This is a genomic window from Streptomyces sp. NPDC059355, from assembly GCF_042752335.1.
Lineage (GTDB): Bacteria > Actinomycetota > Actinomycetes > Streptomycetales > Streptomycetaceae > Streptomyces.
Genome location: NZ_JBHYXN010000003.1, coordinates 87,573 through 100,311, shown reverse-complemented (window position 1 = coordinate 100,311; position 12,739 = coordinate 87,573). Strand labels below are relative to the sequence as shown.

Here is a 12,739-nt window from a genome sequence, read left to right as displayed (position 1 = left end):
CATGACAGCCGACTCACCCGCACCCGCACGCCCCGCGGAACCCCTCCCCGTGGAACCGCTCCCCCTCGACGGTGTCACCGTCGTCGCCGTCGAACAGGCCGTCTCGGCCCCCTTCGCCACCCGACAGCTCGCCGACCTCGGCGCCCGGGTGATCAAGGTCGAGCGGCCCGACGGCGGTGACTTCGCACGCGCCTACGACACCGCCGCGCACGGACTGGCCTCGCATTTCGTCTGGGCCAACCGCGGCAAGGAGTCGATCGCGCTCGACCTGAAGGACCCGCGCGGCCTGGAGGTCCTGCACGGGCTGCTCGACGGGGCCGACGTGTTCGTCCAGAACCTCGCCCAGGGAGCCGCCGCCCGGCTCGGCCTCGACTCGGCCGCGCTGTGCGCGCGGTACGGGCGGCTGGTCGCCGTCGACATCTCCGGGTACGGGCCCGAGGGCCCCTACGCCCACAAGCGCGCGTACGACATGCTCGTGCAGTGCGAGGCGGGGCTGGTCTCGGTGACCGGCACCCCCGGGCAGCCCGTCAAGGCGGGAATCCCGGCCGCGGACATCGCGGCGGCCATGTACGCCTTCTCCGGGGTCCTCGCGGCCCTGCTGCGCCGCGGGGTCACCGGGCGCGGGGGCCGGGTCGAGGTCTCGATGCTCGACGCGCTGGCCGAGTGGATGGGCCATCCGCTGCACCACACCATGCACGGCGGGGAGCAGCCCGTGCGGACGGGCCTCGCGCACGCCGTCATCGCCCCGTACGACGCCTACCCGACGGCGGACGGGGACCGGGTGCTGCTGTCGGTGCAGAACGACCGCGAGTGGCGTCGGCTCGCCGAACAGGTGTTGGAGCGGCCTGAGTTGGCCGAGGATCCGGCGTACGCGACCAACGCGGCGCGCACCCGGGGCCGGGAGAAGACCGACGCCGTGGTCGCCGAGGCGCTGGCCGGGCTCGGAGCGGACGAGGCGATCGGGCGGCTGGAGGCGGCGGGCATCGCCTGCGCGCGGCTGAACTCGGTGGCGCAGTTGGCGCAGCACCCTCAGCTGGCGGCGCGGGACCGCTGGCGCGAGGTGGGATCACCGGCCGGTCCGCTGCGGGCACTGCTGCCGCCGATCGGACTGCCGGGAGGCGCGGCACCGCACATGGGTGCGGTGCCCGCGCTCGGCGAACACACCGAGGCCCTGCTGCGCGCCCTGGGGATGACGGGCGCGCAGATCACGACACTTCGCCGGGATGGTGTGGTCGCGTAGGGCCGGGGCGAAACCAATGTCGGTCGGGGACGTTGTTACGAGCGGCGGCTGCCGAAGAGCGTGCGACGCAGACGGCGCAGCGGCGCGAAGAGCGAGACGCGCGCGCTCCGGCTCCGCAGACGGTGCGTGTGGTCGCGGGACGTCAGTTCGCGCATCAGCAGCGTCGCCTCCGCGGCCTCGCGGTGGGGGACGGCGGGTCCGCCCAGCACGGCGAGGTGGCGGTCGAGGCGCGAGCTGGTCGCACCGCTGCCACAGGTGATGGCAGGCACGCGAGGCGGCCTGCTGCGCATTGCTATCTGTTCCATGATCTCTCCCCACCCGTACGAGGGCACCCGGCCCGGGCAGGGTAACCCTATCGCCCCCACGTCGTGCTCGGGTATCCCGGTGGTGTGAATTACCCCTATGGCGACGGGGAGTTGACGGTTACTCAGCGGAGTCGACGGTTACTCTCCGCAGGGGGCCGGCACCTCGGCGATCTCGCGCGGGCCCCCGACCGCCTCTTCGCCTGCGCCTCGCCGGGCCGTTCGGCGGCCGGGCGCGCGCGCCCCGCAGCGGACCGGGGCCAGGCGGCACGCACTGCGCTAACTTGGAGTGACCGCCCGCCGACACACGGACACACCTGGGGGCTCGCATGAGTGACAACATGGGTGAACCGGGCGGGGAATCCGCCCCGGGTCGGGTCGTCTCGGGCCGGTACCGGCTGATCGACCAGCTGGGCAGGGGCGGCATGGGCACCGTGTGGCGGGCCCGCGACGAGGTGCTGGGCCGCGAGGTGGCCGTCAAGGAGGTACGGGCCCCGGCCGGACTGGACGGCGCCGCGATCGGGCGGATGTACCGGCGGCTCGAACGGGAGGCCTGGGCGGCGGCCCGGGTCTCGCACCGCGGGGTCGTCACCGTCTACGACGTGGCCACGGAGGACGGCAAGCCCTGGATCGTGATGGAGCTCGTACGCGGACTCTCGCTGGCCGACGTACTGGAGGCCGACGGGCCGCTCACCCCGCAGCGGGCCGCGCACTTCGGGGAGCAGGTGCTGGCCGCGCTGCGCTCCGCGCACGAGGCGGGGGTGCTGCACCGGGACGTGAAGCCCGCCAACGTGCTGATCGCCAACGACGGCCGGGTGGTGCTGAGCGATTTCGGGATCGCCAGCCTGGAGGGCTCGTCCTCGATCACGATGACGGGCGAGGTGGTGGGCTCCCCCGAGTACCTCGCGCCGGAGCGGGCCCTCGGGCGTGACCCGGGACCCGAGTCGGACCTGTGGTCGCTCGGGGTGATGCTGTACGCCGCCGTCGAGGGGGTCACGCCCTTCCGGCACGACACCCCGCTGTCCACCCTGCGGGCGGTGGTGGACGACGAGCTGCCGCCGCCGCGCCGGGCCGGCCCCCTGACGCCGGTACTGGAGGGGCTGCTGCGCAAGGACCCGCAGGAGCGGCTGCCCGCGGCGGAGGTTTCCCGGATGCTGCGGATCGTCGGCGCGGGCGGGATCCTGCGCGCCTTCGGCGGTGCGGTGTCGGGCCCGGACTCCCCGACGGCCACGGCGCACCATGGGCACGGCGGGCACGGCGGCCGCCAGGACGGGCCGACCCCGCCGATGCCCGTGCCGATGCCCCTGCCCCTGTCCGGGTCTCCGGCGGGGCCCGCTCCGGAGGGATCCGGGCCCGGCGGCGGGGCGCCGCCGCGCGAGGGGCGGGCCGGGGCGGTGCTGACGGCCGGGATCGTGGTGCTGCTGCTGGCGGTCGTCGCCCTGGGATGGCTGCTGCTCAAGGACCGCGAGGAGTCGGGCGGGACCGGGGGCACCGGCACGACGGCCCCGGCCACCGCCTCGCCGGAGACGTCCGGGAGCGCGTCCGCATCGCAGTCGTCCTCCGGGTCCCGGTCACCGTCACCGTCGGAGTCCGCGTCCGCTTCCCCGTCGGCCACGCCCGCACCGCGGTTCGCAGTGGCGGTGCACGCCCTGCGGGATGACTTCCGCGGGACGTGTCCGCCGCCGGCCGAGCGGGCGCCGGCCTTCACGGCGACGGTCGAGGCGGACCGTACGCCCGCCGTGCTGGAGTACCGCTGGGCGACCCGCAGCGGGGTCACCTCCGGCCCCGGCTGGCAGTCCGTCACGTACGGGGCGGACGGCCCCCCGAGCCGGCAGCTGGACCACACCGAGCTGACGTACTACCCGAGCGCGACCTTCACCGACGCGGTCCGGCTGGAGGTGCGGGGGGCCGCTCCGACCGCCTCGGAGTGGATGGAGTTCTCCGTCACCTGCGAGGCGGCGGAAGGGGAGGGGGAGACCCCGCCGGCCGGGGCCTCCCCCTCTCCCGGTGCGAGCGGTACGCCGGCCGCCCCGGTGACGGCGGGGCCGGTGCCCGCGGGGCCGGTGCCCGCGGGGCCGGTGCCCGCGGGGCCGGTGCCCGCGGGGCCGACAACGCCGGAGGCGCAGGCTCCGGCGTCGGAAGCGGCCGGCCCGGAGGCCGCCGATTCGTAGCCGCGATGCGTGGCCCCCGACCCGGAGCCGCCGCTCTGCGGCGCCCCTTTGCAGTGCCCCGATCAGGCGGCGTTGGTGAACACGGGCAGGTAGCCACCGGACTGTCCGGCGGCGGTGGGGTGGTACGACTCGCCGATGTTGAGCCAGTTGACGCTGTGCAGCCACGCGTCGCCGGAGCAGATCTCGTGGCCGGTGAAGGCGCCGGCCACCGAGGCGAAGGTGAACCCGTGGTTGGCGGCGCGTTTGGCGATGGCGGCGTTCAGGTAGTCGGCCGCGCCGTTGATGGCGGTGCGCTCCCCCTCGGTGAGGCCGGTGACGCAGTTTCCGCCCAGCTTGTAGAAGCGGGGATAGCCGAGGACGACGACGTGGGCGCCGGGCGCGCGGCCGTGGATCGCGTCGTAGACCTGGTCGAGCTGGCCGGGGAGGGTAGAGTCGACGTACGCCTTGGCCTGGTTGACGCGGCTGACGCAGGTGGACTCGGACTGGAGCACACAGGTCGTCATGACGTCGGAGAATCCCGCGTCGTTGCCGCCGATGGTGATGCTGACCAGGTCGGTGCCGGAGTTCAGCGGGGAGAGCTGGCCGGAGAGGACGTCACCCGTACGGGCGCCCGAGCAGGCGGCGAAGGAGAAGGTCTGCGGGGCGTGGGCGGCGGCCCACAGGGCCGGGTAGGCGCGGGTGGTGCGCTTGCAGTTGCCGCTCCCGCTGTCGTAGTTGCCGGCGCCGACGCCGGAGGAGTACGAGTCGCCGAGGGCGACGTAGCCGAAGTCGGCCGTGGCGGCGGCCGCCTGTCCCGCGCCGAACAGGGCGGCGCCTGCGGCGAGTAACAGGGAGGAGGTCAGGGCGGCGAAGCGCGACATCTTCATGCTCATGTGTGCGGCTCCTTGTGGGGGGAGGTACGCGGGGGTTACTCGGGAGTTACTCCTGAGTCCGTGGTAATGGGAGCCGGGCATGGCCGGAAGTGTTTGTGCCAAGAATTTTCGGCGCGAAGTTGCGCCCCGAACCTTCACCAGCGGTGCGTTTGAAGAGGGAACTTGGGCACCCGATCCAGCGAAACACGGGTGCAGGAGGCCACTTCGTGCCGGATCATGGGCGCCATGCCAGCCAACCCGCATGACGCGCTGCCGATCCGGCTCAATGTCGATGACAGCGATTCACCGTCTGACGTCGTGGACGCGCTGTTCCTCGGCCGGTTCGCATCCGGCGAACAGCCGTACTCGCACAGCGTCACGATCGAGCGGGTGAAGGCGGAGGCGACCCTGATGCCGCCCGGGGCCACCGTGCTGCGCTCCGCGCGCGACTCCGACCGCAGCGCCATGCTCGTCGAGGGCGAGGGCTGGACGATGCTCGTCTCCCGCTGGAGCCGCGGCGCGGACGTCACGGTGACGGCGGTCAGCGACGAACTCGCCGCCTGCGTGCTCGGCGAGGCCACGGAGGGGGTGCAGGACGAGCCCGAACCGCAGCCTTCGACCGTCACGATGGGCTTCTGGTACGTCTCCCCGCGCCGCGGCCCGTACCGGACGACCCGCCAGATCTCCGCCGGGACCTGGGCGGACGTGCGGCCCAACTACACGGCGCCGGTCGCCGGGGCGATGGACCGGCTGATGAAGGTGACCCCGGACGACATCGCGGGCCGGCTGCTCCTGCTGCACGGGCCGCCGGGCACGGGCAAGACCTCCGCACTGCGGACACTGGCCCGGTCGTGGCGGGACTGGTGCCAGGTGGACTGCGTCCTGGACCCGGAGCGGCTGTTCAACGACGTGGGCTATCTGATGGACATCGCGATCGGCGAGGACGAGGGCACGGCGAAGGGCCGCTGGCGGCTCCTGCTGCTGGAGGACTGCGACGAGCTGATCCGCGGCGAGGCCCGGCACACGGCCGGCCAGGCGCTTTCGCGGCTGCTGAACCTGACGGACGGGCTGCTGGGGCAGGGGCGCAACGTACTGGTCGGGGTGACCACGAACGAGGACCTGGAGCGGCTCCACCCGGCGGTCGTCCGGCCGGGCCGCTGCCTGGCCCGCATCGAGGTCGGCCGGCTGACGCACGGCGAGGCGGTGGACTGGCTGGGCACGGACGAGGGGGTGTCGCGCGAGGGCGCCACGCTGGCCGAGCTGTTCGCGCTGCGCCGGGGCGCGGGCCCCGCGTCGCTGCTGCCGCCGCAGGGCCTGCACGGCGCGGAGCCCGGCCTCTACCTGTAGTGCCCTCGCGGGCGGGGCGCGCACCGGCCGCGCACGCGCGCCGAAGACAATGGGCCCCGGACCCGGCCGGAGCAGCCGGGGACACCCACCGAGCAGGAGAGTGCACGTGCCCGAGCCGGCGCAGGACAATCCGTACCCCGACAGCCACGTCCTCGGCGAGGGCCCCGAGCCGCACCCGCAGCTGCGGCCGGTGCTGTCCCTCCTCGGGCGCTGGCACGGCCGGGGCCGGGGCGAGTACCCGACCCTGGAACAGGGGTTCCGGTACGAGCAGGAGATCACCTTCAGCCACGACGGCCGGCCCTTCCTGCGCTACGAGTCGCGGGCCTGGCTGATCGACGGGTCCGGCACGGTCCTGCGCCCCTCGGGGCGGGAATCCGGGTGGTGGCGGGTCCTGCCCGACGCCTCGCTGGAGGTGGTCCTCGCGCACCCGACCGGCATCGTGGAGACGTACGTCGGCCGGGTGTCCGGATCGGAGATCGAGATCGCCACGGAGACCGTGGCACGCACCCCCAAGGCCAAGGAGGTCATGGCCATGCGGCGCCGGTACGCCTTCGGGGAAGAGGGGCTGACGATCGAGCAGGACATGGCGGCGATGGGACAGCCCCTGCAGCACCACCTCCGGGCGCAGCTGCTGCGACGCAAGAGCTAGCGGACAACCCCTACTTCCCGTAGCGGGCGCGCAGGGCGTCCAGGGCGGCGGCCGTCGCCTCGTCGAAGCTCAGGCCCAGCCGCTTCGCGCGCTCCGCGTAGGCCTGGGCGGCGGAGGCCGCCTCGCGGGCGGCCCCGTCGCCGGCCGCCGCGACGAAGGTCCCGTTCCGGCCGCGGGTCTCGATCACCCCGTCGCCCTCCAGGGCCCGGTAGGCCTTCGCGACCGTGTTCGCCGCCAGCCCCAGTTCCTCGGCGAGCCCGCGCACCGTCGGCAGCTTGTACCCGACCGGCAGCTCCCCCGAGCGCGCCGCCTGCGCGATCTGCGCGCGCAGCTGCTCGTACGGGGCTGCGGCGCCGGCCGCGCCGTCGATCCGGATCTTCAGGTTCGTCGAGGTCACCCGGCGATTCTCCCCCATCCGCCGGGAAATTCGGAGGCATTCGCCCCGCTCCCGCACCTACGGTCGGCGCCATGACCGTAAAGATCCGCGAGCTCCGCCCGGGCGATCCCTCGGACGCGGAGTCCGTCGTACGGGTGCGCCGCGCCGCTCTGCCCTTCATGATCACCACACCTGCCGGTGTGGCCTACGAGCTGGCCACCGCGCACCCCGGCAAGCGCTACCGCGTCCTCACCGCCGAGACCGGGGACGGCCTCGTCGTGGGCACCGCCGAACTCGGACTCGCCCACCGCAGCCCCGAGCCGGGCCAGGCCTTCGTCAACGCCTACGTGGACCCCGCGCACCGCCGTCTCGGCGCCGGGTCCGCACTGCTGGACGCGGCCGAGGAGTACCTGGCCGCGGAGGGCGCGGTGGACACGTACGCCTGGGTCCTCGACGAGCCGGCCCACCGCGCCTTCGCCGAGCGGCGCGGCTACCGCGCCTCCCGCTCCGCACACTTCCTGCGCCTGGACCTGGCCTCCGGCCCGCTGCCGGAGCTCCCGGCGGTCCTGCCCGCCGGGGTCGAGCTCCGCCCGGCCTCGGCCTTCGCCGCCGACCCGCGCCCGCTGTTCGAGGCCGACGCGGCGGTGTCGGCCGACGAGCCGGGTGACGTACCGGAGGTGTTGGACGACTACGAGGACTGGCTGGGCAGCGTCTGGAACGAGCCGGCCCTGGACCGGGAGCTGACCCGGGTCGTCCTGGTCGACGGGGTCGTGGCCGCGTTCTGCGCCGCCCGCACCGACGGCGCCACCCGCTACGGCTCGGCGATGACCGGCACCCTGCGGGCCTTCCGCGGCCGCGGGCTGGCCAAGCTCGCCAAGACGGACTCGCTCCGCCGGGCCCGTGCCGCCGGCTACACCGAGGCCTTCACGGGCAACGACGCGGGGAACGAGCCGATGCTCGCCGTCAACAAGTGGTTCGGGTACGAGATCTGCGCGACCGAGTCGCGCTTCGCCAAGAAGCAGACGAAACCGGAGGACAGGACATGACCGACCGCCTCACCGTCACCCTCACCAAGGCGGGCCGCACCAAGATCCGCTACCCCGCCGCCCTGGTCGCCGACACGGGCGACCGAATCTCCGTACGGGCGCCCTGGGCGGCGGACGGCGTGCGGGACTTCGGCTTCGTGCGCTTCGAGCCCGGCGACGTGTTCACCGAGCACTTCTGGCGGACCCGCTGGTACGCCGTCAAGGAGGTCCGGACGGGCGAGGGCGTCCTCAAGGGCTGGTACTGCGACATCACGCGCCCGGCGGAGGTGCGGGACGACGGGATCCTCGTCGAGGACCTGGACCTGGACCTGTGGGTCTCGGCGGACGGAGCGGCCGTCCTGCGCCTGGACGAGGACGAGTTCGCGGCGAGCGGCCTCGCGGAGAGCGACCCGCAGGCGGCGGCGGAAGCCGTCCGCGCCCTCGACGCCCTGGCCGCCCGGGCCCACACCCCGCAAGGCCTGACCGCCCTCCTCACCTGAACCCGGCTCCCGTGACCCCGGCGTCAGTGGCAGATGCCAGGGTGGTCGGACCAACGCGTGGTGAAGGGGCAGGGCATGACGACGATTCCCAGTGGGCGGCGGATCGAGCAGGCGGCGGTGAACGCACTGCGCACCCTCCTGCAGAGGCACGACCACGTGGTCGAGGAGATCTCAGGGCAGAACGACTACGGCGAGGACCTGTTCGTCACCTTCGCCGAGGCCGGCCGTGTGACCAACGACGTCATCAAGGTGCAGGTCAAGGGCGGTGCCTCGTGGCGGAAGCCGTACGGCTACGGAGTACCGGTGCGACAGCACGCCGAGACGTGGGCCAAGGGGAATGTGCCCGTGTTCTGCGTCGTCTTCGATCCGGATACGGAGCGGTTGTACTGGGCGAACGCCACCGAGCAGCTTCGTGTCGGGGGCCGGAAGGGGCGCCGGCCGCGTACCGTCCGGCTGCCCGACACCGAGGTCTTGGACGACGCCACCTTGGCTGCCTTCGTCGACAAGGCCCGCGCGTACGTCGGCGGGTACCGGGGCCGGAACGCCGTGCTGGCCCACCTCGGCGAGATGGCGGGGGTTTCGTTCGACCGCTCGGACCGTGTCCTGCACTGGGTCAACGACTGCGACGAGCAGTTGATCTTCTGGCAGCGCCCGGGAGAGCCGTACGCCACCCTCCTCCACAGCGACCTCGACTGGGATCCGGTTCCCATCACCCCTGCCCGCCTGCTCATACCGGGCGGCTCCTCGCCGGGCCCCGAGTTCGGCAGCGATTTCCCGGAAGAACTCCGGCGCATCGCGCCCATTCCGTTGATCGGCGGGATCATCCTCAACATGCCCGAGGCCTTGTGGCTCGCCTCGTGTTTCTCGGCGACGGAGTGGGCCCGCAGAGGCGCCGAAGTGGGATAGGGCGGCTCCGCGGTCCCCCTTCCTTGGGTGCTGCTTACCGGTGCCTTAAGCGGAGCGTAAAGCGCGGGCAGGGCCCGAGAGGCGCGTTAAAACACGTCAGAGGCTTGCCCTGTGCTCCCAGCTTGGCTCCGGGGAGCCAAGCTGGGAGCCACGGGATGTGAATCACTGCGATGGTGAAGCTAGGGGCGGCTCGGCCGCCCCGCGCGGGAAGATCTGATCCATCGCTTCCGCGCCCTCCGCGATCACCGGCCGCAGCTGCTTCCGATAGACCTGCTCGGTCGTGCTACTGCCGGTGTGTCCGACGATGCGGGCGATCACTTCGATGGATAGACCGTGGTCGGAGAGCAGCGATACGAAACTCGTCCGCAGCTCTCGTGTCGTCCATTCCGCCGGCCGTTCGATGCCGGCCTCCTTCAGCAGAATGCGGAAGTTGCGGCGCACGTTCAAGGCGGTCCGCAGCTCCCCGTCCTCTGTGGGGAAGACGAGGCCCTCGCTGGTCCACTCACGGCCGGCGCCCTTGGCCTCGGCCTGCTGCCGTGCGCGGTGGGCATCCATCACTGCGGCCACCTGCTTGGGCATGGCCAGGGATCGGCGGCTCTTACGAGTCTTCGTGTCGCCGTGGCTGCGAACGGAGCGCCATACGTCGACATACGGCTGGCGCCCATCAGCAAGTCCGGTATGAACATGCGACCAGGTGAGCGGGCGAGTTTCTTCCGGCCGCACCCCGACCAGCAACGCCAGGACCACGTAGGCATGGATCCAACTGCCTGTCTTGGCGCGCAGGACGGCCTCTCCCTGTTCCAGCGAAAGTGACTTGCTGGGCCTGCCGTCCTTGCCTTCCGGGGCCTCAACCAACTCGGCTACGTTCCGGATGGCTTTGCCTCGCCGCTGGGCATGCGTGATTGACCGGCGCAGGATGGAGAGGACCATTCGCAGAGACGTCGTAGCGAGCAGTTCCGCACGACCGTCGAGCCAGTCGTCGACCTCATCGGCCTCCAGCAGCCTGAGTTTCGCTGCCCCCAGCTCCGTGTAGATGTGCGTGGCTGCAAGGCTGCGATAGGTGTCCACGCTGGTGGACGCCTTGCCCTTGAGTCCTTGCGCCAGCCAGTCCTCAACGGCCTGCTTGACCGTGTAGTTGGCCGGAGCCTTGGCGCCCTTCTCCAGTTCCTTCTTGAGATCTCTCAGCTTCCGCCGGACATCGGCCTTGGTCTTCCCGGAGACCTTGGCTCGGTTGCGCTTGCCAGCCGCGGTATAGCCAAGGGAGATCGCGCCGACGTACCGGCCCTTGGAAGCGTCCCAGTAAATCGAGTCTTCGCCATTCGCCGCCTTACGGGCGGGTCGTTCTCCGTCCATTGGCACCTTTCATGCATGAGAACGGGGCCGCCCCCACTTGGGGCGGCCCCGTTGAGGGTCGTTGCGTGCTACGCGGCGGCCTCGGCCTCACGCTTGAGCAGCTCGACGTACTCGTCGACGTACTCGGTGGGGACAAGACGTCGCCGGCCAGAGCGCACAGTGCGCAGGCGACCGAGCCTGATCTCCTCGTAGGCGGTGGAACGACCCACGCTCAACAGTTCCGCGGCTTCCTCAACGCTGTGCAGTCGCCTTTCAGGCACCACCACGAGAGCCATGGGCTGGTCTCTGTCCTTCCTCGGTCTTGGGCGATGTTGGATCCACATTGCGTTGAGTCGCGACTCAAGCGACTCAGAGCGGCTCAGAGGGCGGTCTGAGCGGGGTTGAGTCGCTTGAGTCGCGACTCAGGGGAATGTGGAGCGGACTGGTTGAGCGTGATCCCGGTGTACGTCGGGATCTGCCGGCCGTACTCGTCTCGGGGACGTTCCCGGTGGAGCTTGGGGACGACCGACTGGAGGTTGCGGCCGAAGACCTGCTTGGTTCCGGCACGCACGCCGTTGTCCTCGGCCCACTCCCGCCAGACATTCCACAGGGCATCCACGGGGACATCGCAGTCCGGGCCCGTGGTGCAGCGCTCGCGAACGAATGCGCTGGTCGGGGACGCGGTGTCCTGCATGATCGTGATCGCGTCCTGCGAGGAGGCGGGTTGGGTGATCCGTCCGGTCTGCTGGAGCCGGGCGAGTCCGTCAAGGGCCCAGTTCAGGATCCCAGGCATCTCGCGCTTGAGGGATTCGTCAAGGGTGGTGTCTTCCTTGCCGAGCCACGAGACGGTCATGTTGAGGACGATGAACCGTCGTGCGATCACGCCACTGCTGTCCCCGAAGCTGGGCAGCTCGTTGGTGAGGATCATCAACCGGGTCGGAAGCTTTCCGGTCCACAGGTCGCGGTACTTCCGGTCGATGTCGATGGTGTCCTCGCCCGAAATCGTGAGGAGCCGTTCTACTACCTGGCCTCCCTCGTTGCCGGTCAGACGAGCGTCGGAGATGACGGCCAAGGGCTTGTCGACCAGCGAGGACAGCCCGAAGTTGGTGCCGAGGCTGGCAAGGGTGGGTCCGGCGATGTTCTTCTTTCCGACGAACTCGGTCAGGATCCGGGTGATGGTGCCCTTCCCGGACCGGGTGGGCCCTTTCATGAGCAGGATCTTCTGCTGGTCGGTGCGACCGGAGAGGACGTAGCCGAACCACTCCTGCAAGGCCTGGATGGCGCTGGGGTCGTCGGGCCAAAGCTGTTGCAGGAACTTCTCCCAGGCTGGGGCCGCCGCGTGCCTGTCGTAGGCGAACGGCACAGAGACGAGGTTGAAGAAACCGGGCGTGTGCGGCAGCAGCGCCCGGTCCCGGATCCGCAGGAGTCCGTTCTGGCAGGCGACGATCGGGCTGCGATCCGCCGCGGAGTCCTCGCTCCCGATCCAGGATGGAGCGTCCACTTCGGAGGGCAGGAGGGTGATGGCGGAGAGGGCGTCCAGGAGGTTGCTGAGCTTGGTGCGGGTGGGAGCCCACTCCCTGACCTCCGGCAGACCGTCCTTGTCAGTGCCGGCGACGTAGGTGGCGTGCTCCAACTGCTTGTAGAGGGCGGCGCGCATCTGCTGCTCCTCGAACTCGCGCCAGCAGGTCCCGGTCCAGCGCATCCACGCTCCCCGCCAGCGCCGGCAACGCAAGCGCCCCTGCTCGTCCTCCCAGTCCGGCACAATCCGGCGGGCGACAGCCATAGGGTTGGACGGAGCGGGGAGCTCCTTGGCGAGGCTCATGCGGGCTTCCTCCCTTCCTGCGGAGTGATGCGGGGACAAAGAGCGCGGTGCTGCTCGTGGTCGGCGATCAGGGCGAGCGCGCGCCGATGGCCGGCGGCGAAAAGGTCCCTGCCGCACCTGCACCACGACCAGACGGAGGGGGTCACCCCGCGGCCGGGCGCGCCGATGTGGAGCCAGGCCATCGGCCGGCGTCCGTCGTCGGCGTGCGGGTCAGGGCG

At 71.6% G+C, this 12,739-nt stretch carries 13 protein-coding genes; 7 read left to right on the top strand and 6 right to left on the bottom strand.

Going from position 1 to position 12,739, the window contains the following annotated elements; genetic code table 11:
* Position 1 precedes the first annotated feature (1 nt).
* Positions 2-1,240: a CaiB/BaiF CoA transferase family protein gene (locus ACFXGI_RS04100; RefSeq protein WP_384702950.1), complete on the top strand. Its 1,239-nt coding sequence runs from the start codon at positions 2-4 to the stop codon at positions 1,238-1,240.
* Positions 1,241-1,275: 35 nt separating this feature from the next.
* Here the strand turns inward: ACFXGI_RS04100 and ACFXGI_RS04095 are convergent, their stop codons facing one another.
* Positions 1,276-1,545 (bottom strand): hypothetical protein, encoded by a 270-nt coding sequence (locus tag ACFXGI_RS04095; RefSeq protein WP_266876723.1) that lies wholly within the window; start codon positions 1,543-1,545, stop codon positions 1,276-1,278.
* A 326-nt stretch (positions 1,546-1,871) separates the two neighbouring features.
* Here ACFXGI_RS04095 and ACFXGI_RS04090 point away from each other — a divergent pair, with 326 nt between their 5' ends.
* Positions 1,872-3,713, top strand: a complete 1,842-nt coding sequence (locus ACFXGI_RS04090) for a protein kinase (RefSeq protein WP_384702948.1) — start codon at positions 1,872-1,874, stop codon at positions 3,711-3,713.
* Between the two features lie 62 nt (positions 3,714-3,775).
* On the opposite strand, the gene ACFXGI_RS04085 is transcribed toward ACFXGI_RS04090, so the two are convergent.
* Positions 3,776-4,579, bottom strand: a complete 804-nt coding sequence (locus tag ACFXGI_RS04085; protein WP_384703418.1) for an SGNH/GDSL hydrolase family protein — start codon at positions 4,577-4,579, stop codon at positions 3,776-3,778.
* A gap of 222 nt (positions 4,580-4,801) precedes the next feature.
* Between ACFXGI_RS04085 and ACFXGI_RS04080 the strand changes: the two genes are divergently transcribed.
* Both ACFXGI_RS04080 and ACFXGI_RS04075 read left to right on the top strand, forming a co-directional pair.
* Positions 4,802-5,911: a DUF5925 domain-containing protein gene (locus ACFXGI_RS04080; protein ID WP_384702945.1), complete on the top strand. Its 1,110-nt coding sequence runs from the start codon at positions 4,802-4,804 to the stop codon at positions 5,909-5,911.
* Positions 5,912-6,017: 106 nt separating this feature from the next.
* Positions 6,018-6,560: an FABP family protein gene (locus tag ACFXGI_RS04075; protein WP_384702942.1), complete on the top strand. Its 543-nt coding sequence runs from the start codon at positions 6,018-6,020 to the stop codon at positions 6,558-6,560.
* 10 nt (positions 6,561-6,570) lie between these two features.
* On the opposite strand, the gene ACFXGI_RS04070 is transcribed toward ACFXGI_RS04075, so the two are convergent.
* Entirely contained in the window at positions 6,571-6,975 is a 405-nt protein-coding gene (locus tag ACFXGI_RS04070; RefSeq protein WP_384702939.1) for a GntR family transcriptional regulator, read from the bottom strand.
* Positions 6,976-7,028: 53 nt separating this feature from the next.
* On the opposite strand from ACFXGI_RS04070, the gene ACFXGI_RS04065 reads away from it, so the two are divergent.
* The 3 genes from ACFXGI_RS04065 (at position 7,029) to ACFXGI_RS04055 (ending at position 9,367) form a co-directional block, all read left to right on the top strand.
* On the top strand, positions 7,029-7,982 hold the full coding sequence (locus ACFXGI_RS04065; RefSeq protein ID WP_384702936.1) for a GNAT family N-acetyltransferase: 954 nt from the start codon (positions 7,029-7,031) through the stop codon (positions 7,980-7,982).
* On the top strand, positions 7,979-8,461 hold the full coding sequence (locus ACFXGI_RS04060; protein ID WP_384702933.1) for a DUF402 domain-containing protein: 483 nt from the start codon (positions 7,979-7,981) through the stop codon (positions 8,459-8,461). Before ACFXGI_RS04065 ends, ACFXGI_RS04060 begins: the two co-directional genes overlap by 4 nt.
* A gap of 75 nt (positions 8,462-8,536) precedes the next feature.
* Positions 8,537-9,367 (top strand): DUF4365 domain-containing protein, encoded by an 831-nt coding sequence (locus ACFXGI_RS04055; protein ID WP_384702931.1) that lies wholly within the window; start codon positions 8,537-8,539, stop codon positions 9,365-9,367.
* 162 nt (positions 9,368-9,529) lie between these two features.
* On the opposite strand, the gene xerC is transcribed toward ACFXGI_RS04055, so the two are convergent.
* The 3 genes from xerC to ACFXGI_RS04040 form a co-directional block, all read right to left on the bottom strand.
* Positions 9,530-10,720, bottom strand: coding sequence for a tyrosine recombinase XerC (xerC, locus tag ACFXGI_RS04050; RefSeq protein WP_384702928.1), 1,191 nt, complete (start codon positions 10,718-10,720; stop codon positions 9,530-9,532).
* A 68-nt stretch (positions 10,721-10,788) separates the two neighbouring features.
* Positions 10,789-10,995: an excisionase family DNA-binding protein gene (locus ACFXGI_RS04045; protein ID WP_030304166.1), complete on the bottom strand. Its 207-nt coding sequence runs from the start codon at positions 10,993-10,995 to the stop codon at positions 10,789-10,791.
* A gap of 83 nt (positions 10,996-11,078) precedes the next feature.
* Positions 11,079-12,482 (bottom strand): phage/plasmid primase, P4 family, encoded by a 1,404-nt coding sequence (locus ACFXGI_RS04040; RefSeq protein ID WP_384703415.1) that lies wholly within the window; start codon positions 12,480-12,482, stop codon positions 11,079-11,081.
* Between the last annotated feature and the right edge of the window lie 257 nt (positions 12,483-12,739).

Bases quoted from the DNA above. Each gene is read 5' to 3' on its own strand.
- ACFXGI_RS04100 (WP_384702950.1), top strand. From the start codon at position 2: ATGACAGCCGACTCACCCGCACCCGCACGCCCCGCGGAACCCCTCCCC.
- ACFXGI_RS04095 (WP_266876723.1), bottom strand. From the start codon at position 1,545: ATGGAACAGATAGCAATGCGCAGCAGGCCGCCTCGCGTGCCTGCCATC.
- ACFXGI_RS04090 (WP_384702948.1), top strand. From the start codon at position 1,872: ATGAGTGACAACATGGGTGAACCGGGCGGGGAATCCGCCCCGGGTCGG.
- ACFXGI_RS04085 (WP_384703418.1), bottom strand. From the start codon at position 4,579: ATGAAGATGTCGCGCTTCGCCGCCCTGACCTCCTCCCTGTTACTCGCC.
- ACFXGI_RS04080 (WP_384702945.1), top strand. From the start codon at position 4,802: ATGGGCGCCATGCCAGCCAACCCGCATGACGCGCTGCCGATCCGGCTC.
- ACFXGI_RS04070 (WP_384702939.1), bottom strand. From the start codon at position 6,975: ATGGGGGAGAATCGCCGGGTGACCTCGACGAACCTGAAGATCCGGATC.
- ACFXGI_RS04065 (WP_384702936.1), top strand. From the start codon at position 7,029: ATGACCGTAAAGATCCGCGAGCTCCGCCCGGGCGATCCCTCGGACGCG.
- ACFXGI_RS04060 (WP_384702933.1), top strand. From the start codon at position 7,979: ATGACCGACCGCCTCACCGTCACCCTCACCAAGGCGGGCCGCACCAAG.
- ACFXGI_RS04055 (WP_384702931.1), top strand. From the start codon at position 8,537: ATGACGACGATTCCCAGTGGGCGGCGGATCGAGCAGGCGGCGGTGAAC.
- xerC (WP_384702928.1), bottom strand. From the start codon at position 10,720: ATGGACGGAGAACGACCCGCCCGTAAGGCGGCGAATGGCGAAGACTCG.
- ACFXGI_RS04045 (WP_030304166.1), bottom strand. From the start codon at position 10,995: ATGGCTCTCGTGGTGGTGCCTGAAAGGCGACTGCACAGCGTTGAGGAA.
- ACFXGI_RS04040 (WP_384703415.1), bottom strand. From the start codon at position 12,482: ATGGCTGTCGCCCGCCGGATTGTGCCGGACTGGGAGGACGAGCAGGGG.